Origin of the sequence: Mucilaginibacter pocheonensis (assembly GCF_031456535.1) — a bacterium.
Classification (GTDB): domain Bacteria; phylum Bacteroidota; class Bacteroidia; order Sphingobacteriales; family Sphingobacteriaceae; genus Mucilaginibacter; species Mucilaginibacter pocheonensis.
This window is the reverse complement of record NZ_JAVDUU010000002.1, coordinates 751,760-770,654: the sequence shown is the minus strand read 5'-3', so window position 1 is coordinate 770,654 and position 18,895 is coordinate 751,760. Positions and strand designations below refer to the sequence as shown.

Genomic DNA, 18,895 nt, shown 5'->3' with positions numbered 1-18,895 from the left:
TGATCTTTAACTCGTTCCCATATCTGGTAAAACAAGGTATTAAGTGTGTGATAAATGTAAGCCGAAGCCATCTCATATCTCACATCTAATATCTCAAATCTATAATACAGCTTACTCGAAAAGTCGGGTGTATGACTGACTTTCGCTTATCTGTCCCAACACGTTGTGAGTTGTTGAGTAGAATGTAGCACCTTGTGAAGTACAGGTTGCTAAGACATCGCAGGGTCTAATCCCTCCGCCTTTCTCTATAAGCAATGCAAAGGTGCACAATAATGCTTTAATATGCAATAGTTTTGTCCCCTTCAAAATGTGTACGCTAAGTAAATTTTGCAAATAAAAAAAGCTGCCTTTGCGGGGCAGCTTTAATAATAGTTCTTTATTTGATCATTATCTTCTTCTGCCGAATAAACGCAGTATCATCAGGAAAAGGTTGATGAAATCGAGGTATAAAGTTAAGCCGCCCATTAGCGCCATTTTTGAGGCAGATGCGTCACCGTACTCCAAACCTGCACCAATGCGTTTCAATTTTTGCACATCATAAGCGGTAAGGCCAACAAATACCGCTATTCCTACATAGCTAATGATATAATCTAACTGGCTGCTGTGCATAAACATATTAACTACCGAAGCTATGATAATACCAATCAGCCCCATCATCATAATAGAGCCAAATTTAGTAAGGTCGGTATTGGTTGTATAACCGGCAACCGCCATTATACCAAAAACAGCCGATGTAGTTATAAACACGCCTAAAACCGAGCCGGCGGTAAAAACCAAAAGTATATAGCTTAAGCTTACACCCATTATTGCCGAAAATGCGACAAACAGGAACGCTAACACTCCGTACGATAGCCGGTTAAAGCCAAAGGAGATTATTAACACAAATGCAAGCGGAGCAAACATTACGACAGTTCCCAAACCGGTGTTACGGCCTGTTGCCGGATCAATCAGCGTATTAAGCAGCGCCTGGTTTTGGGCAAAAAGAAATGCGCAAAAAGCAGACAACCCTAAGGCCACAAACATCCACACAAATACATTGGCTATAAATTTACGGGATGCATCTTGTTCATTTAATTGTATTACGTTTTTATAAACGTATTCAGGATCTTTAATTTCCATTTTATTAAAATAATTTAATATACGAATTTACGAATAAAATGTGAATATAGTGTGAAGAGCGGCAAGCTTAGTATCAGGAAACAGACCGCCGGTAAACTTACTTGCTGTCAGCAGGTTTAAGTTGGCTTTTTATTTCCGGGTGCTGAAGCGGCAGATCTTTTACATGCTGTTCCACTTCGGTATGCCGCACATATACGGCATACTCCGCCGGTTCAATGTGGCTGCCTGTAGCCTCGGCATAAACCTGCGTAAACTCTGCGCCTATGTATAGTATTGCCGCCGTATAATATATCCAAACTAAAATAACAATGATAGAACCCGCGGCGCCATATACCGATCCCTGGGCTGTGTATTGAATATAGAGCCCTATGAGGTACTGGCCAAGCATAAATAACAATGCGGTGAAAAGCGCACCTGTGCGCACATCTTTCCACTTGATGTTTACGTCGGGCAAAAATTTAAATATAATGCCAAATAAAACGGAGATAACTATTAATGTTACACCAAGGTTAACGCCTTGTACAAGCAATTTGGTGATCCTTAACATCGGTAAAAATTCTTCTATTTTTGAGCCTATAGCGTCTATAATGAAATTGATGAGTAATGATGCTAAAAGCAGGAAGCCTAAGCTTATGATGAGTGAAAAAGAAATAAAACGGTTCTTAAGCAATTTGAGCAAGCCGCTTTTGGGCTTTGCTTTTACCCGCCAAATAATATTTAAAGAGTCCTGGATCTCAATAAATATACTGCTTGCGCCAATTAATAAAGTAACAACGCCTACGGCAAAGCCAAAACCACTTTTACCATTCAATTTAAGGCTTGCCACTGTGCTGTGTATCTGGTTAGCAGCATCCGTACCTATATAAGTACCTATTTCCTGGTACAGGGTATCAGTTTTAGCTATAGGAATTAAACCAACCAGGGCGATCAATAAAAACAGCAGCGGCGCTATTGAAAAAATAGTATAGTAAGCCAATGACGCGCTTAGTTTCAGGCCGTTATCGCTTGAAAAACCGCTAAACGTAGCTACCAGTATCTTCCACAGTTTCTTAAGGTTTTCTTTCCTGAAAAATTTCATCCCTTATAATTTATATACATAAGCTTACTTAGCAATTTTAGTGCCTTTACCGCCAGGGCGGAGAATTAAAGCGCCGAAAAAGGAATATCGAGCAATTCGTAATTTGCCCATCCGTTAAAATCATAATGCCACCACTCTGTATTCAATACGGTAAATCCATGGCTTTGCATTATTGTTTTAAGCAATTCGCGGTTTTCAAACTGTTGCCTGGTAATAGCCGGATAATTGGCTGCGGCTTTTTTGCTAAAACTATCAAACCCGGTGGGCATATCCAATTCTTTATCTGTTTTAAGGTCAATAAGGCTAAGGTCAATAGCACAGCCCCGGTTATGCTTAGACCCCTTCCTGGGATCGGCTACAAAATTAGTGTCGCTGGCCATTTCATAAAATTTAACGGTGACAGAATAAGGGCGATACGCGTCATAAATTTTAAGGCCCAGGCCGCGGGTTTGCAGATCGGCCTCAATTAGCTGTAAGGCCTTTACCACCGGCAAGCGTGCGTATGCTTTAGGTTGTGCGTACATACGCCTGTGCATAAAATTGTTGGTGGTAGCGTACCTTATGTCCAAAACTATAGCAGGAATATATTTTTTTATTTCGACGAGCTGCTTATCCGGATTGGCTTTTATCTGTCTTTTATAGCGGGCAATGCCGCTAACTTTTGTACTGTCAATATATTTATAATGCTGCGCCTTAACATTAATTGCTGTAATAATGAAAAAGAGTGCAATCAGGTAAGGGCGCATATATTATTGTTTTACCGATGCGATACAATAAGCAGGTCGAGATCTTTACATGGGATAGAAAAACGCTCGGCAATGTGTTTATTGGTCAAATGCCCGTGGTAAATGTAAACCGCGTTACGAACGCCCGATTTTTGCCATATTACGTTTTTTATACCACCCTGATCGCCAATATCCAATAATATGGGCGTGAATATGTTGGTAAGCGCATAGGTGGCAGTACGTGCCACACGCGAGGCTATATTGGGGACACAATAATGTATCACATCATACTTACGAAACACCGGATGGGTATGGTTGGTTACTTCTGATGTTTCAAAACATCCGCCCTGGTCAATGCTCACATCAATAATTACAGAATCGCGTTTCATATGGCTTACGGTAGCTTCTGAAATAATGCAGGGACTGCGGCCATCTTCGGCCCGCATAGCGCCTATGGCTACGTCGCACGTAGTAATGGCTTTTTCCAATACAATAGGCTGCACTACAGATGTAAAAACGCGGGCGCCAATATTATTCTGCAAACGGCGTAATTTATATATCGACGGATCAAAAACCTTTACTTCGGCACCTAATGATATGGCAGTCCGGGCAGCATATTCGCCCACCGTACCTGCGCCTAATATTACGATCTCTGTGGGCGGAACACCAGTAATGCCTCCCAGCATGAGCCCTTTACCCTCAAATACGTTACTCAAATATTCGGCTGCTATAAGTATTGACGTTGCGCCTACTATCTCACTCATGGCCCTTACTACACTGAGCGTATTGCCCTCATCGCGCAGGTGTTCAAAACTAAGCGCGGTTATTTTTTTATTCATCAGCGCTTGCAGGCATTCGGCTTTGAGGGTTGACAGCTGCAGGGCTGATATCAATATTTGACCGGCTTTCATAAATTCAATTTCCTGCATGGTTGGGGGAGCAATTTTTATGATGATATCTGCCTCATAAACAGATTTGGTGTCATAAACAATGCGTGCACCCTGGTCGCTGTAATCTTTGTCTGAGAAATTGGCTGCCTGCCCAGCATTACTTTCTAAAATAACATCGTGCCCGTTATTAACTAATAACGCTACGGATAATGGGGTTAACGGGATCCTGTTTTCCTGAAAGGAAACTTCTTTAGGAATACCAATGTATAGCTTGTTTTTCTTATTCTTTACCTCAAGCATTGACTCCTGAGGCTGCATCATTGCCTGTTTGGCAACATCTGAAAACCCACTGTATATCCCTGAACTCATGATGTATTATTTTGTGGCTGTTGAAGATAATAAAAAAGGACTTACCATTAAACTAAAAATTTTCGACACTGATTTGCCGCGAACCATCATTTAAAGCTTTTATGCTGATGGTGGTATGATGTGCCGGTATAAGGTCGGGTATTTTTTCGGGCCACTCAATAAAGCACCAGGCGTCTGCATAAAAATACTCCTCATAACCCATATCCAGGGCTTCGGTTTGATCTTTAAGGCGATAAAAGTCAAAATGATAAATTTTATCCTTTTCAGTACGATACTCATTCACTATAGCAAAAGTGGGGCTTGTAACGGTATCGGCAGTGCCTATAAAGCTGCACAAGCTTTTAATGAGTGTGGTTTTACCTGCACCCATATCGCCATAAAAAAGAAATATCCTGTTATTTGCCGCGTGGGTTAATATTGCCTGAGCTGCGGCAGGCAGGTTGGTTAATGATTGAACGGTTAATAACACTTATTTATGATTGTTTAGTCAAAGTTACCATGTCATTGAGAAGGAACTATGAAGTAATCGCGACTTATACATATCCCTCTTTAATGTATGCTCTTGCCCGCAATGGCATATTATTTTATGAAGCCAAAAATAACTAAAAACCCGGCCCTATAGATCATTAAACCATCAAATATTCTCAATCAGGGCCTTTAAGAATTTTTCGCTTATTTCTATATGCGGGATATGGCCGCAATTTTCAAATTCAATAAGCTTGCATCCGGGTATCTTTTTGGCGGTTTCAGGACCTAATATTTTGTATTGACCGTGTTTGGCTTTCTCCTCATTGCTGAGCAAAGCCTTACCTACAATGGTTTTATCCTCCTTGCCAATAAATAATACCGCGGGCACTTTGATCAGGCCAAATTCATAGCATACCGGCTGTTCATAGATCATTTCAAAAGTAAGTGCTGCAACTTTCGCATAACGCGGAAAATCACTGCTGTTGCTTACACCCGCGGCTATTTTAACCAGGTAGTCATACGCGGGTTTCCACGTTGTGAAATAAGAGTTTTGGTAATATTGCTTTACGGATCCGAAGCTTGTTTTCAATTCGGTCTTATAATCATCTTCTGCACTCTGGTAAGGCACAAAAGTGCGGTAGTCTTCTAAACCTATGGGGTCTTCCAATAAGAGCTTTTCAACCTGGTCGGGGTACATCAGCGTAAAGCGGGTAGCCAGCATGCCGCCCATAGAGTGCCCCAATAATGTTACTTTTTGTACGCCCAATGTATCAAGCAGCTTTTTGTTAAACCGGGCCAGTTGGTGAAAGCTGTAATGTATAAATGCTTTTGACGATTTGCCAAAACCAACTTGGTCAGGCACTATTACCCGGTAACCTTTAGCTGTTAGGGCCTGGATCACGTTTGTCCAGTAATACCCGCCGAAATTTTTGCCGTGAAATAGCATTACCGTTTTACCATTGGCAGTAGCCGGTTTAACATCCATATAGGCCATGCGGATATCCTGCCCTTCAACTCTGATAGGTAAAAAGCTTACCGGATACGGATATTTTACATTTTCAAGCGTAATTGACAGCGTATCTGACTGTGCCCGGGCAGCTGCAGATGCAATTAGTATAATAAACAATAATATTATTTTCCGGTGCATGATATTAATACAAGGGCAAGCTTTAAATGTTTAGTAAAATTACAAAGCAGGTTTATAAGGCGAATGAATTAAGCCCGTGCCCAAATAAAAAGCACCCTGCCCGGATGTATGGCAGGGTGCGTTGCATAGGTAAGTGCAGGGCTACAAACTTAACGGCAAATACACACCAAAGGTGATATTACGTCCCATATTGTATATGCCGAAAGTAGGGTCTTCAGAGCTTATTCTGCCCGGCTTAAAGCGGCTTAAGGCATCATAATATTTTTTGTTGAGCAGGTTATTGCCTGATACATAAAGCTTAACAGGTTGCTTGCCAAAGTTAATGGTAGTGCCTAAGCCCGCGTTCAGTAAGGTATAACCTTCTGTACCGGTTTCAAATGCGCTGTCAAAACGGGTTTGGTTAAAAAAGTTATCAATACCTACTGAAATGTATGATTGTTTTAAACCTTTAATGGTGGGTTCAAACCGAAGCGTGTTTTTAAGCGTACCTGCCGGTATAAAAGCCAGGGGCCTGTTTAATGTAATGTTGCGGGCGTAGGTATACCCAAAGGTGTTTTCAAAATGTATAAAGCTTACCGGGTGCAGCGTAAAGTTACCTTCAAAACCATACAGATTGGCATTTACCTGCCCGTAGCGGTATATATCAAAATTCTGGATGTTCCCGTCTTCACCTTCAGCTGGCGCCACATCGCCCTGAACATGTGAAGCATAAATATAATTATGGATGTAATTTTCATAGATACCCAAACTTGCGCTTACTACATTATTATCATATTGCAGGGTTGCATCGGCCTGGTAACTTCTTTCGGGCGATAGGTTAGGATTGCCTATCTCATAACGGAATGTGCCTTCATGCACACCGTTTGAACCCAATTCTGCCGGGTTTGGCGCCCTGAATGCCGAGCCTGCGTTAGCTTTAAAGTTCAGGTTGTCCGTAAACTCATGGGTATATCCCAGTGCGCCGCTCACATTTGAAAATTTATTGGTAAAAGGGGTAAATTTTGCTTCACCGTCTTCCTCTAAACCCTTGCCGTTGTTTTTGCGGTAATCATAACGGATACCGGCGTTGATTGTATTTTTGTCCCATGTTTTTTTAATATAAGCAAAAGCGCCATAGCCATAAGTATCATAGGCTGGTATTAAAAATTCGGTTCCTTTGTTCAGGCTATGCCCAATCTCGGTACTTACCCCAAAAACCGGCTGCCAGCCGTTTGACTCGGTTATATAGTATTTAGCATCGCCAGAGTAGGTGTTCAGGTCAAAGAAAAGGCTGGGGTCGGGTCCGTCAAGCTCGCGGCGCTGATTTTTCTGATAACCCAGGTTAACCTTCAAGTTACCATTGTTCATAATAAAGTTGTTATCCCAATTTATTTTGTAGTGCCTGATATCTTGCTTTGGATACTCCATTGTGCGGCTTTTATATTCATCCTGTGTAAAGGGAGTGCCATCGTCATGAACAAAGTTTAAACCGTTTGCCGGGTCGGGATCATAAAAACCGATGTTATTTTTAAAATACGAAAAATTAATATGCGAGTAACCCCAGGTTTTATTTAAGCCCACCATACCGCTCAGGTCGGTTTCGTTAAAGCCCGAATTGGGGAAATAATAGTCGGGTGTTTTAAAGGAGTAAGCATTTTTATAGCTTCCCCGCGCTCTCCAAACAAAACCATTCTCGGCTCCTGTGAGCATTAATGACGATCCGGTTAATCCGTTATTGGTAGAGTAGTTGGTCAGGAACTCGCCTTTTACCTGTCCATCAGGAGGGGTAAGGGGCTCAAGCAGGTTAATAACGCCGCCCAGGGCATCTGAACCATATAATAACGATGCGGCTCCACGTAATACCTCAACACGATCGGCGCCATATTGATCAATTTCGATACCATGTTCATCGCCCCATTGCTGGCCCTGTTGTTTTACACCATCGCTCAGGGTGACCACGCGGTTATAGCTTAACCCGCGGATAACCGGTTTAGAGATAGACGGCCCGGTTGTAATTTGCGATACACCCGGTACCTGGTGTGCAAGCGCATCAATAAGGTTGGTTGAAGGGCGCAACAGATTTTCGCGGCCAACGGTTGATACGGAGGTACTGTTCTGCTTGTTATTGGCGCTAACAGCTGTTCCGGTAACAATAACTTCGCGCGTTTCAATGATACTTGGCTGCAGAGAGAAAGTGATAGAAGCGGCCGCTCCCAGGTCAATGATCTGGGTAACGGTTTTATAACCTATATACTCTACCGAAACCAGGAACTTGCCCCTTGCAGGAACCGATTTGAAAGTAAACTCTCCATTTGCATCTGCAATGGCCGAGGTTTTTAACTCAGGAATTGTAATAACCGCACCCGGAAGGCCTTGCTTTGTACCGGAATCAACAATTTTTCCTTTAAATATATTGGTATCTGCAAATACAGAAAAACCTACAAACAGCATTAATAAGCTACTAATTAGCTTTAATTTCATAATAAAATAATTTTTGATCAATAAATACCACACAATTGGTGGCGTAGTTTTTACAGGAAAGATATTATTATGAAAGTACGGGAGGGGCGCGGCCGGCGGCAAGCACAAGGCCCATACTTACAAAACTGTAAACCGGGGCTTTAAAAAAATGCAATGCGATTACCTGCGGACTAAAATAAGAGGGGTTATCAATTACCGCGGCCTGGTGGTGCATGACATCGCACATGTAGCATTTCTCTTTAACGGTTTGATGCTGCTGATGATCATGAACAGCAGAATTTGCTGTTTTGGCAATCCCCTTTATAAACAGGTGCTGGTGAGTATAAACCATATACTGCCCGGCAATGAAGCAAATTAGCAACAGCCACGAGTATATGATATGTAATTTGTTTTTTTTCACCTTTAGCACCTTTTTTTAAAAAGATCACGCAAAAATAGCTAATAAAACGTTAAAACTAATGCAACTTTGTAACATTAATGATAATATTACCGCATTTTACGCTCCTAAAAGACCACCGGATTTTATCCGGGATTAAATGATCGGGGCTATTCTTTGGTTCTGTTTGTAAAGGTTCAGCCAACTATTAATTATCTTTGTAGTTATGACACCTGCCGAAATTAATGTGAAATGGGATGCCCTGCAACAGCGCATTGCTGAAGATTTTGATAACGAAAAGCCTGATATTAAAGTAATGCTGTTTTTAATTGGCGTGCAGGAACTGGGACAGGGCCCGCGCAAGTTCAGCAAACGCCAAAAAGAGGAATTGATGCATATAGCCAATTGCAGGTTGTTCAGTATGCTTGGTTTTTATGAGCTTGAAGGATTAGACCAGGATGGATGGCCGCATTGGAAAAGAACAAAAGTTATCCCGAACTATACTTTGCTTGAACAGGAAATGCTGATCAAATCATTAATAATTAATTATTTTGAAGAGCAGGGGGTGGTATAACCCGGGCAGCATAATCTTAATATAGTAAAGCAAACCTCATTTTAACTCTTTTTGCTAAACGATGAAAAAACTCATTACGCTCACGTTGCTTCTTTTAAGTGCTGTAGCGTTTGCTAAACCACCTAAAAACCAATACGTTCGCATCCGGACTACATATGGCGATTGTATTATACGCCTTTATAATGAAACCCCTTTGCACCGCGATAATTTTATTAAACTGGCAAAAAAGGGATTTTACAACGGCACATTATTTCATAGGGTGATACAAAACTTTATGATACAGGGTGGTGATCCCGATTCCAAGGATCCTGAGAAAACAAAACTTGATGCTGAGCTTGGGAATGGCGATGTTGGCTACACAGTGCCTGCTGAGTTCAGAGACAGCCTTTTTCATAAACGTGGTGTGCTGGCAGCTGCAAGGGATGATAATCCACAAAAAGCGTCAAGCGGATGCCAGTTCTATATTGTGGAGGGTAAACGTTTTACGGATGGAAAGCTGGATACGCTTGAGAAAACACGATTAAAGGGCCGCAAAATACCCGCCTGGCAAAGAGAATGGTATAAATCAGTTGGAGGGGTACCTCATCTGGATCAAAACTACACCGTTTATGGTGAGGTAATTTCGGGAATTGATATGGTTGACCGTATTGCTGCTGTAAAGAAAGACGAATGTAACCGCCCTTTAGCCGATGTGCCTATAACTGTAGAGGTGCTCAGCAAAAAAGAGTGCAGCCAACTGGATAAACTACTGTTTTGATTTCTGATTTTGGGCCTCAGTGCATTATTCAAAACAAATTAATATCTAATCAAAACAAATTAATATCTAATCAAAACAAATTAATATCTAATCAAAACAAATTAATATCTAAATAAACCTTTATTGCTAAAGCCAAAATACTGTACTTTAGCGCGTTTAAAACCGAAATGAAAATAATCACTTATAACGTTAACGGCATCCGTTCGGCTATAAACAAAAACTGGTTGGCCTGGTTACAAGCTACTGATGCTGATGTAATTTGCCTGCAGGAAATTAAAGCAACACCTGATGTACTTACTGACCTGGGCCTTGTTGATCAGTTAGGATATAAGCACTACTGGTTCCCGGCCGAAAAAAAAGGTTATAGCGGCACTGCCATTTTTTGCAAACAAACGCCAAATCATATTGAATATGGATGCGGTATTTCCGATTTTGATCGCGAAGGCCGTAACATCAGGGTGGACTTTGATGAGGTGTCCGTCATGAGCGTTTACTTTCCGTCGGGCTCAAGCGGCGATGAGCGCCAGGTATTTAAATACCGCTTTTTAGATGAGTTCGGCAAATATCTTACCCTGTTAAAGGCAACCTGTCCTAAACTGGTTGTATGCGGCGATTATAATATTTGCCACAGGCCGATTGATATACATAATCCAAAATCAAACGCCAACTCATCCGGTTTTTTGCCGGAAGAACGCGAATGGATGGAAAAGTTTATAGAAAGCGGTTTTATTGACACGTTTCGGCATTTGAACAAGGAGCCGCATAATTATACCTGGTGGAGTTTCAGGGCCAATTCGAGAGCAAAAAATTTAGGCTGGCGTATTGATTATGCCATGGCCAGTACAGAACTGGAAGCCAATATTAAACGTACAGCTATATTGCCCGAAGCACGGCATTCAGATCATTGCCCAGTATTGCTGGAACTGGAGTTTTAATTCTAAAAGAGTTATGTGCCTGAAGCTTTTTTGTTTTGCTATAAAAACAACTTGATGGTGTAGGAACAAGCCCCTCGTACTCGCCTGGGATGACAAAAGAAGATGAAAAAAAAGGAGGTCTATTTTCGAACCTCCTTTTTTTCCTTTCAGCAGGATTAAACCTGCAAATCAAAAATCTCTTGTTTAGAAAGTTGAGATTTAGCTTTTTACCCGCTCTACATATGAGCCAGTAGCTGTATCAACCTTTACTTTGTCACCAATGTTGATAAACAATGGCACACGTATTTCGGCACCGGTTTCAACGGTGGCGTTCTTTAAAGCTCCGCTTGAGGTGTCGCCTTTAACAGCAGGCTCGGTGTAGGTAATTTCCAGCTCGGCAGAACCCGGGATAGATCCCATGATAGGCTCTTCGCTTTCAAAGGCAACAATTACGTTCATGCCTTCTTTTAAAAATTTTACCGCCGACCCAAATAAAGCCTTTGGAACACTATGCTGATCATAAGTGGTGTTATCCATTACTACTAATGAATCACCTTCATCATATAAATATTGATAATCATTGGTCTCAACACGGGCAATATCAACCTCTTCGTCGGTACGGAAACGGTATTCAACCAATTTTCCTGATTTTACGTTACGCATACGGGCCTGGTAAAACGCGCGTAAGTTACCTGGTGTACGGTGTAAAAACTCTTCAACCTGCACTAATTCGCCGTTAAAGCGAAGCACATTTCCATTTTTAACATCTGATGCTTTAGCCATAAAATAATATTGAGGCGCAAAACTAAATATTAGATATGAGATTTGGGATAGGAGACAGAAGATTTTTTACTTGCAAGTTTAAAGCACGGAACATTAAGCGTTTGATAATCACCCGTGTCAAACCACATATCTGATAGTTTAACTTATATTTTGTAATCTGAAATGCTTAACCGTTTATCACAAAAGCCATATTCTTGTTCCTGATTTGAGCAGATAATGGTAAGCCTGTTGTGGGCAAACTGTTCAACCAGGCTTAAATACCAGTCTACACCCTGCGTATCCAGGTTTGATGTGGGTTCATCCAGCATGAGGATGGGCGTATCGGCGCAAAATGCCAGTATGAGTTTAAGCCGTTGTTTCATTCCCGATGAAAAATACCGGATAAGCTTGTTCTCGCTTTTTGACAGGTTAAGTAAATTTATCAGTTCTTTTTTGTTTAGCTCGTTTCTGTATTTTTTAAATTTGAAGTGAAAATCAACCATTTCATTCAGCGTAAACTCTTCTATCAGCTCCAGGTAAGGTGCGGCAAGACTCAGATAATTAAAGACCTGATCTGCCTCAACAGGCTTTCCCTGAAACGTATAGCTGATAGTACCGGCCGATGGCGACAGGCTTGCATTAAGCACCTGTAATAAAGTAGATTTCCCGGAACCGTTAGGCCCAAGAATGGCATAAGATTGCCCGCTGTTAAAAGTATAATCAATACCTCTGAATATCCAGTCGCGGTTAAATCTGCGGCCGATGTTTTGGAGGGTGATGTTCATTTTGTATGAATAGAGAATTTACAGCGTTGTGGATATTGAGAAGGCAATGGGCAGACGCCTGTTTACGTATTCCCAAACCCTTTCATGATACCCCTTTGTGAGTTTTGCAAGAAGTTGATGATCTCATCGCGCTCGATGCTCGGGGTAAATTCGGCCTCAATAATATCGAGGGCCTTGCTTACATTATATTTTTTGAGGAATATGATGCGGTATATTTCCTGTATCTCATTTATAGTGGCAGCCGAAAACCCGCGACGGCGTAACCCTACAGAATTGATACCCACGTATGATAAAGGTTCGCGCCCGGCTTTGGTAAAAGGAGGGACATCCTTTCGCACCAATGAACCGCCCGATATCATGCTGTGAGCGCCGATCTCCACAAACTGGTGTACTGCAGATGAGCCGCCAACAAAAGCATAATCATAAATATTGATATGCCCTGCCAGTTGTACCGAATTTGCAATGATCACATTATCGCCAATTACACAATCATGAGCTACGTGCACATAGGCCATCAACAGGCAATTACTGCCAATAGTGGTTGTATTTTTATCAAGTGCGGTACCCCGGTTCAGGGTAACGCACTCGCGTATGGTTGTATTATCTCCAATAGATACAGTACTTTGCTCGCCCTTGTACTTGAGATCCTGTGGTGGAGCTGATACTACAGCGCCCGGAAATATGCGGCAGTTTTTCCCTATACGGGCGCCATCCATAATAACAGAGTTGGAGCCGATCCAGGTACCCTCGCCAATTTCCACATCCTTGTGGATAGTTACAAAAGGCTCTATCACCACATTGTCGGCTATTTTAGCCTGTGGATGTATATATGCTAATGGCTGGATCATGCTTCGCTTTCTTTTACTTTTACAATTTGTGCCATCAGTTCGGCTTCAACAACAACTCTGTCGCCTACCATGCCGATGCCTTTCATCGTGGCTATACCCCGTCTTATCGGCGCTATAAGGTCGCAAATATAAATAATAGTATCGCCGGGCACCACCTTGCTTTTAAAGCGGGCGTTCTCGATCTTTAAAAACAGGGTTAAATAATTTTGTGGGTCAGGTACGGTATTTAACACCAGTATGCCGCCGGTTTGTACCATACCCTCAATTTGAAGCACACCCGGAAATATAGGAGCCCCGGGGAAATGACCTTTAAAAAACTCCTCATTTATGGTTACATTTTTGGCACCTACCACATGGCTTTTGGTAAGCTCCAATATTTTATCGATCATTAAAAAAGGCTGTCTGTGCGGCAGCATCCCCATAATTTCCACTGTGTCATATATAGGTTTGGCATTGGGGTCATACACCTTAACCTGCTTGCGGCTCTTCTCTTTTTTAATGAGCGACTTTATTTTTTTGGCGAAGGCTACATTGGCCGCGTGGCCGGGTCTTGCGGCCATGATGTGCCCTTTGAGCGGAACACCAACAAGGGCAAGGTCGCCTATCATATCCAGCAGCTTATGGCGTGCAGGCTCGTTTTGATGGCGCAGTTCAATATTATTTAAAATACCCTGGGGGGCTACATTAATGTCTTTACGATTGAAAAGCTTGGCTAAATGTGCCAGTTCATCCTCATCCACATCCTTATCAACTACCACGATAGCGTTGTTGAGATCGCCGCCTTTTATCAGGTCGTGTTTTAACAACATTTCAAGCTCGTGCAAGAAACAAAAAGTGCGGCACGATGCAATTTCTTTTTTAAACTCGCTTATGGTTGATATACTGGCATGCTGACTGCCCAGCACCTGCGAGTTGTAATCAACCATACAGGTAAAGCGGTAATCGTCAAGCGGCATAGCCACCATCTCTACTTTACGGTCGGGTTCTGAGTAGTGTATATTATAGGGTATATGGTAGTATTCGCGATCAGCGTCTTGCTCAGCAAGACCGATTTCGTTAATTACATCAACAAATTGTATGGAACTGCCATCCATAATGGGCGTTTCGGGGCCATCAACATCAATCAGTACATTGTCAATCTCCAAACCAACCAAAGCTGCCAGCACATGCTCAACCGTATTTACGGTAGCGCCGTTTTGGCTAATTGATGTACCCCGGGAGGTGTCGGTTACATTATCAACATCGGCGTCGATAATTGGTGTACCGGGCATATCAACCCTTCTGAATTTATAGCCATGGTTTTCGGGTGCAGGGTTAAAGGTCATGGTTACGCTTTGACCAGTGTGTAAGCCTGTACCCGAAACTGATACCGGCGCTTTAATAGTTCTTTGTTTTACATTCATAGTTATTATAGTTGGCTGCCCCTATTTTGCAGGGTTACCATTACGCAGTTCTTCAATTAATTTTTCAAGCTCATATACCTTTTTATCCAGATCAGGCAGTTTCCTTAATTTGGAATGCGCGCGAAGATAGTCTTTATAAGGCATATAAGGAGAGCCTCCCCAGGCCTTACCTTCTTCACTAATGGAGCTGTTGATACCTGCCTGCGCAGACAGTTGAGTGCCATTGGCTATGTTTAAATGCCCTGCAATACCTACCTGCCCTGCAATAAGCACCTTTTCGCCTATTTTGGTACTGCCGGATATACCCGCTTGCCCCGCAATTACCGTATGTGCCCCAATTTCTACATTGTGCGCTATTTGTACCAGATTGTCTATTTTAGCGCCTTTACGTATAATGGTTGAACCCATTGTGGCACGGTCAATAGCAGTATTTGCACCCACTTCTACATCATCTTCAATAATTACATTCCCTATCTGGCTTATTTTATTATAGGTGCCATCGGGGTTAGGGGCAAAACCAAATCCGTCGCTGCCTATCACTGCGCCGGCATGAATGACTACATTATCGCCCAAAACGCAATCAAAATAAATTTTTACGCCCGCAAACAAGGTAACGTTATTACCAACGGTAACATTGTCGGCAATGTAAGTATTGGGATATATTTTGCTGTAATTGCCTACTTTGGCATTTGGGCCGATGTAAGCAAATGCACCTATATATACATTTTCACCTATCTGAGCTGTGGGGTGTATAAAGCTGGGCTGTTCAACCCCCTGCTTATTGAGTTTAACCGTATTATACTTTTCAAGCAGTACCGTAAACGCGCTGTAGGCATTTTCAACGCGTATAAGTGTTGCTTTTACCGGCGCGGTAAGCTGCAGGTCGTTATTTACTATAACAATTGAGGCATTGGTAGTATACAAAAACTGTTCGTATTTTGGATTGGCCAAAAACGTAAGGCTACCGGTGTCTCCCTCTTCTATTTTGGCAAGCCTGTCAACCTTCACAAAAGCATCACCCTCAACAGTTCCGTTGAGCAACAAACTTATTTCCTGGGCAGTAAATTGCATCGACAAATTTAAATGTTAATATTAAAGCAGCAAATTATTAATAAGTTACAAACTCACTATTCATAACGCTCAACTTATAGTAAACCCTTACTGTAACAAAGAATATATTTTTTTACGGTTTTAGCCAATGCTTCCAAATTTGAATTATCACTGGCTGTAGTAATATCGCACACATGGCCGTCCTTCATCAGGATGCCAATATTTCCATCGCCGGCAGTATATGCATTGTTACGAATGGATGTTGTAAATACAAAATACGACGCCTCATGTTCACTTATGCCATACTTTTGAACAGCCCTTTGTATAAGACTGCTAACAAAAGCCTTATCCGGCTGTTTGTTGGTAATATCTACGTGGAAAAGATTACGCTGCACCAGATTTTGTGATAGTTTGGATAACACGAAATCAGGGTGTGCGGCCCAAACCTTTACGGCCGACATGATATCGGCATCATCCAGGCTCGCAAAAATTTCCAGGTGATGATCCTCCTTCATAAATGCATCCCGGCCGATGTTGTTTTTAATAAAGTGTTTGAGGGCCGGGGTGGCAAACAAATCCTCACCTTTTAACGTAAGCTCACGGCAGCGTTTAAAAACCTTACCCAGCAACTCTTCTCCCGCAATTACTGTTTTGTGCAGATAAACCTGCCAGTACATAAGCCTACGGGCTATTAAAAATTTTTCGATAGAGTATATGCCCTTTTCTTCAACTACAATATGATCGTCTTTTACATTGAGCATTTTAATAATGCGGTCTGAGCTGATCACCCCTTCGGATACGCCGGTGAAAAAACTGTCGCGGTTCAGGTAGTCAAGCCTGTCCATATCCAATTGGCTTGATACCAGCTGGTGCAGGAACTTACGCGGATAAGTGTCATTAAAAATGCTAATGGCTGTAGATAATCGCCCGTCGAACTGCTCATCAAGCTTGTTCATGAGCATGGTAGATATATCTTCATGAGCTATGCCCTCAATAATGGTGCGCTCCAAAGCATGTGAAAACGGGCCGTGGCCAATATCATGCAATAGTATGGCAATAGTTAGGGCTTCCTCTTCCTCGTCGCTTATATGGTGGCCCTTATTACACAGGGTTTCAATGGCCATATCCATCAGGTGCATGGCACCCAGCGCATGATGAAAACGGGTATGTAATGCCCCCGGATATACCAGGTGTGTCATACCCAACTGCTTGATATATCTTAGCCGTTGAAAATAAGGATGCTCAATGAGGTCAAATACCAGCTCGGTTGGGATGCTGATAAAGCCATAAACCGGGTCATTTATAATCTTCTTTTTGTTCAATGTGGGTGTTTACGGTGCAAAAATGTAAAACAAAGGTAAAATAAGCGCATGATGTTTGTTAAATTTTGTTAATACCTTTACTCATTAACAACAAAAGTATTGCTTTGAGGTTTATTAGGTCTGGATCAGAATTGCTGAATTTTAAAATTAACAGGATCTCATCACTTATAAAACGATAGATAGTTTTTCATCTTATTATCCTGAAATCTATTATTTCTGAAAACTCTGATACAGGCATGTACTTTTAATACAGATATTATTATGCAAGATACCACCATTTTATGGGCCGATGACGAAATTGACCTTTTAAAACCACATATACTTTTCCTTAATGAAAAAGGATATAAAGTTACCACTGTAACCAACGGTAACGACGCTGTTGACGCGTTTAAGCAACATTATTTTGATTTGGTTTTCCTTGATGAGAATATGCCGGGCTTAACCGGGCTGGAAACTCTGCAACAGATCAAGAATATTAATATTGATGTGCCTATTGTGCTAATCACCAAGAACGAGGAGGAATACCTGATGGAAGATGCCATTGGGTCAAAGATCGACGATTACCTGATCAAGCCGGTGCATCCCAAACAAATATTGCTCACTATTAAAAAGCTTACTGAAAATAAACGCCTGGTTACCGAAAAAACAACCATGGCCTATCAAATGGATTTCCGTACGCTCGGCATGACGCTTAATGATAACCTGAGCCACCAGGAATGGGTTGATGTATATAAAAAACTCATATACTGGGAGCTGGAGCTTGAACAGCTGGAAGATGCCGGCATGCACGAAATACTTACCCTGCAAAAAGCCGAAGCTAATGTGCAGTTTTGCAAATTTGTAGAGCGCAATTATTTAAACTGGATCAAAAACCCCGAATTTGCACCTACCAGTTCGCCGCAGTTGTTTAAAAAGAAGGTATTTCCTAAGCTTGACGGTAACGGGCCATTGTTCTTTATCCTGATTGACAACCTGCGGTACGACCAGTTTAAGGTAATAAATCCCATCATCTCCGAGTATTTCAGAATGGAGGAGGAAGATACTTATTACAGCATACTGCCTACCGCTACCCAGTATGCCCGTAACTCCATTTTTTCGGGATTAATGCCTTTGGAAATGGAAAAACGTTATCCAACTATGTGGCAAAATGACGAGGATGAAGGTGGTAAGAACCTATATGAATCTGAATTTATTGCCGATCATTTAAAACGGGTATTGCGTAAAGACTGCAAATATTCATATCACAAAATACTGAACATTGACGAGGGCCGTGCGCTCAACGAATCAGTTAATAACCTGTTGAGCAATGAACTGAATGTGGTAGTATATAATTTTGTTGATATGCTGTCGCACGCCCGCACTGATATGCAGATGATCCGGGAGCTGGCAAGTGATGATGCAGCGTATCGGTCTTTAACCCTTTCGTGGTTTGAGCATTCTCCTTTATATGATTTGCTTAAATTTTTGGCCCAAAAACAAGTAAGGGTGATTATAACTACCGATCATGGTACTATCCGTGTTAAAAACCCAAGCAAAATTGTGGGCGACAGGAATACTAATACCAACCTGCGCTATAAACAAGGCAAAAACCTGAATTATAATGCCAAAGAAGTATTCCACATCCGCAATCCGCACGATGCTATGTTGCCTAAACTGCACTTAAGCTCAAGCTTTGTATTTGCCAAGGAAGACAGCTATTTTGTATACCCGAACAACTACAACCACTTTGTAAATTTTTACAATGAAACTTTCCAGCACGGCGGTATCTCGTTAGAAGAAATGATCATACCGATAGTTACCTACGGGCCTAAATAGGATTGAGGCCTAAGAAGGATCGAAATATTAACG

18 protein-coding genes and 1 riboswitch are annotated in these 18,895 nt (G+C 41.8%); of the genes, 4 read left to right on the top strand and 14 right to left on the bottom strand.

The genetic code is table 11. The features are described from left to right. Positions 1 to 143 precede the first annotated feature (143 nt). Positions 144 to 254, bottom strand: a riboswitch (SAM riboswitch). Between the two features lie 133 nt (positions 255 to 387). From J2W55_RS10260 to J2W55_RS10225, 8 genes are all read right to left on the bottom strand, one after another. Beyond that, positions 388 to 1,119, bottom strand: a complete 732-nt coding sequence (locus J2W55_RS10260) for a Bax inhibitor-1/YccA family protein (RefSeq protein ID WP_310095217.1) — start codon at positions 1,117 to 1,119, stop codon at positions 388 to 390. A gap of 97 nt (positions 1,120 to 1,216) precedes the next feature. Continuing rightward, the gene (locus tag J2W55_RS10255) at positions 1,217 to 2,197 is read right to left on the bottom strand and encodes a YihY/virulence factor BrkB family protein (RefSeq protein ID WP_310095215.1); all 981 of its coding nucleotides are present in this window, start codon (positions 2,195 to 2,197) and stop codon (positions 1,217 to 1,219) included. A gap of 65 nt (positions 2,198 to 2,262) precedes the next feature. After that, on the bottom strand, positions 2,263 to 2,943 hold the full coding sequence (locus tag J2W55_RS10250; RefSeq protein WP_310095213.1) for a M15 family metallopeptidase: 681 nt from the start codon (positions 2,941 to 2,943) through the stop codon (positions 2,263 to 2,265). An 11-nt stretch (positions 2,944 to 2,954) separates the two neighbouring features. Beyond that, positions 2,955 to 4,181, bottom strand: a complete 1,227-nt coding sequence (locus J2W55_RS10245; RefSeq protein WP_310095211.1) for an alanine dehydrogenase — start codon at positions 4,179 to 4,181, stop codon at positions 2,955 to 2,957. 52 nt (positions 4,182 to 4,233) lie between these two features. Beyond that, entirely contained in the window at positions 4,234 to 4,650 is a 417-nt protein-coding gene (tsaE, locus tag J2W55_RS10240; RefSeq protein WP_310095209.1) for a tRNA (adenosine(37)-N6)-threonylcarbamoyltransferase complex ATPase subunit type 1 TsaE, read from the bottom strand. Positions 4,651 to 4,815: 165 nt separating this feature from the next. Beyond that, positions 4,816 to 5,796 carry an alpha/beta fold hydrolase gene (locus tag J2W55_RS10235; protein WP_310095206.1) on the bottom strand — a complete coding sequence of 327 codons (981 nt, stop codon included), beginning with the start codon at positions 5,794 to 5,796 and terminating at the stop codon, positions 4,816 to 4,818. A gap of 141 nt (positions 5,797 to 5,937) precedes the next feature. Beyond that, positions 5,938 to 8,256 carry a TonB-dependent receptor gene (locus J2W55_RS10230; RefSeq protein ID WP_310095204.1) on the bottom strand — a complete coding sequence of 773 codons (2,319 nt, stop codon included), beginning with the start codon at positions 8,254 to 8,256 and terminating at the stop codon, positions 5,938 to 5,940. 67 nt (positions 8,257 to 8,323) lie between these two features. Further along, complete coding sequence (locus J2W55_RS10225; protein WP_310095201.1) at positions 8,324 to 8,656, bottom strand: hypothetical protein; 333 nt, start codon at positions 8,654 to 8,656, stop codon at positions 8,324 to 8,326. Between the two features lie 202 nt (positions 8,657 to 8,858). Between J2W55_RS10225 and J2W55_RS10220 the strand changes: the two genes are divergently transcribed. The 3 genes from J2W55_RS10220 (at position 8,859) to J2W55_RS10210 (ending at position 10,898) form a co-directional block, all read left to right on the top strand. Continuing rightward, the gene (locus tag J2W55_RS10220) at positions 8,859 to 9,206 is read left to right on the top strand and encodes a hypothetical protein (RefSeq protein ID WP_310095198.1); all 348 of its coding nucleotides are present in this window, start codon (positions 8,859 to 8,861) and stop codon (positions 9,204 to 9,206) included. Between the two features lie 61 nt (positions 9,207 to 9,267). Continuing rightward, the gene (locus J2W55_RS10215) at positions 9,268 to 9,963 is read left to right on the top strand and encodes a peptidylprolyl isomerase (RefSeq protein ID WP_310095195.1); all 696 of its coding nucleotides are present in this window, start codon (positions 9,268 to 9,270) and stop codon (positions 9,961 to 9,963) included. A 167-nt stretch (positions 9,964 to 10,130) separates the two neighbouring features. Continuing rightward, entirely contained in the window at positions 10,131 to 10,898 is a 768-nt protein-coding gene (locus J2W55_RS10210) for an exodeoxyribonuclease III (protein ID WP_310095193.1), read from the top strand. A gap of 198 nt (positions 10,899 to 11,096) precedes the next feature. Here the strand turns inward: J2W55_RS10210 and efp are convergent, their stop codons facing one another. The 6 genes from efp to J2W55_RS10180 all read right to left on the bottom strand — a co-directional run bounded on the left by efp (position 11,097) and on the right by J2W55_RS10180 (position 17,047). Next, positions 11,097 to 11,660: an elongation factor P gene (gene efp, locus J2W55_RS10205; protein WP_310095192.1), complete on the bottom strand. Its 564-nt coding sequence runs from the start codon at positions 11,658 to 11,660 to the stop codon at positions 11,097 to 11,099. 143 nt (positions 11,661 to 11,803) lie between these two features. After that, on the bottom strand, positions 11,804 to 12,424 hold the full coding sequence (locus tag J2W55_RS10200; protein ID WP_310095190.1) for an ABC transporter ATP-binding protein: 621 nt from the start codon (positions 12,422 to 12,424) through the stop codon (positions 11,804 to 11,806). 62 nt (positions 12,425 to 12,486) lie between these two features. Next, positions 12,487 to 13,272, bottom strand: a complete 786-nt coding sequence (gene lpxA / locus J2W55_RS10195; RefSeq protein ID WP_076371333.1) for an acyl-ACP--UDP-N-acetylglucosamine O-acyltransferase — start codon at positions 13,270 to 13,272, stop codon at positions 12,487 to 12,489. Next, the gene (locus tag J2W55_RS10190; RefSeq protein ID WP_310095184.1) at positions 13,269 to 14,675 is read right to left on the bottom strand and encodes a bifunctional UDP-3-O-[3-hydroxymyristoyl] N-acetylglucosamine deacetylase/3-hydroxyacyl-ACP dehydratase; all 1,407 of its coding nucleotides are present in this window, start codon (positions 14,673 to 14,675) and stop codon (positions 13,269 to 13,271) included. Before J2W55_RS10190 ends, lpxA begins: the two co-directional genes overlap by 4 nt. 21 nt (positions 14,676 to 14,696) lie before the next feature. Then, the gene (gene lpxD / locus J2W55_RS10185) at positions 14,697 to 15,746 is read right to left on the bottom strand and encodes a UDP-3-O-(3-hydroxymyristoyl)glucosamine N-acyltransferase (RefSeq protein ID WP_310095181.1); all 1,050 of its coding nucleotides are present in this window, start codon (positions 15,744 to 15,746) and stop codon (positions 14,697 to 14,699) included. Between the two features lie 74 nt (positions 15,747 to 15,820). After that, entirely contained in the window at positions 15,821 to 17,047 is a 1,227-nt protein-coding gene (locus J2W55_RS10180) for an HD domain-containing protein (protein ID WP_310095178.1), read from the bottom strand. A gap of 261 nt (positions 17,048 to 17,308) precedes the next feature. On the opposite strand from J2W55_RS10180, the gene porX reads away from it, so the two are divergent. Then, complete coding sequence (porX, locus tag J2W55_RS10175) at positions 17,309 to 18,862, top strand: T9SS response regulator signal transducer PorX (protein ID WP_310095176.1); 1,554 nt, start codon at positions 17,309 to 17,311, stop codon at positions 18,860 to 18,862. The last annotated feature ends 33 nt before the right edge of the window (positions 18,863 to 18,895 follow it).

What these genes read in the sequence shown, in the direction of transcription:
- J2W55_RS10215 (WP_310095195.1), top strand. Translation starts at nt 9,268, where the DNA reads ATGAAAAAACTCATTACGCTCACGTTGCTTCTTTTAAGTGCTGTAGCG.
- J2W55_RS10200 (WP_310095190.1), bottom strand. Translation starts at nt 12,424, where the DNA reads ATGAACATCACCCTCCAAAACATCGGCCGCAGATTTAACCGCGACTGG.
- J2W55_RS10235 (WP_310095206.1), bottom strand. Translation starts at nt 5,796, where the DNA reads ATGCACCGGAAAATAATATTATTGTTTATTATACTAATTGCATCTGCA.
- J2W55_RS10190 (WP_310095184.1), bottom strand. Translation starts at nt 14,675, where the DNA reads ATGAATGTAAAACAAAGAACTATTAAAGCGCCGGTATCAGTTTCGGGT.
- porX (WP_310095176.1), top strand. Translation starts at nt 17,309, where the DNA reads ATGCAAGATACCACCATTTTATGGGCCGATGACGAAATTGACCTTTTA.
- J2W55_RS10260 (WP_310095217.1), bottom strand. Translation starts at nt 1,119, where the DNA reads ATGGAAATTAAAGATCCTGAATACGTTTATAAAAACGTAATACAATTA.
- J2W55_RS10245 (WP_310095211.1), bottom strand. Translation starts at nt 4,181, where the DNA reads ATGAGTTCAGGGATATACAGTGGGTTTTCAGATGTTGCCAAACAGGCA.
- J2W55_RS10230 (WP_310095204.1), bottom strand. Translation starts at nt 8,256, where the DNA reads ATGAAATTAAAGCTAATTAGTAGCTTATTAATGCTGTTTGTAGGTTTT.
- lpxA (WP_076371333.1), bottom strand. Translation starts at nt 13,272, where the DNA reads ATGATCCAGCCATTAGCATATATACATCCACAGGCTAAAATAGCCGAC.
- lpxD (WP_310095181.1), bottom strand. Translation starts at nt 15,746, where the DNA reads ATGCAATTTACTGCCCAGGAAATAAGTTTGTTGCTCAACGGAACTGTT.
- J2W55_RS10250 (WP_310095213.1), bottom strand. Translation starts at nt 2,943, where the DNA reads ATGCGCCCTTACCTGATTGCACTCTTTTTCATTATTACAGCAATTAAT.
- J2W55_RS10220 (WP_310095198.1), top strand. Translation starts at nt 8,859, where the DNA reads ATGACACCTGCCGAAATTAATGTGAAATGGGATGCCCTGCAACAGCGC.
- J2W55_RS10210 (WP_310095193.1), top strand. Translation starts at nt 10,131, where the DNA reads ATGAAAATAATCACTTATAACGTTAACGGCATCCGTTCGGCTATAAAC.
- J2W55_RS10255 (WP_310095215.1), bottom strand. Translation starts at nt 2,197, where the DNA reads ATGAAATTTTTCAGGAAAGAAAACCTTAAGAAACTGTGGAAGATACTG.
- efp (WP_310095192.1), bottom strand. Translation starts at nt 11,660, where the DNA reads ATGGCTAAAGCATCAGATGTTAAAAATGGAAATGTGCTTCGCTTTAAC.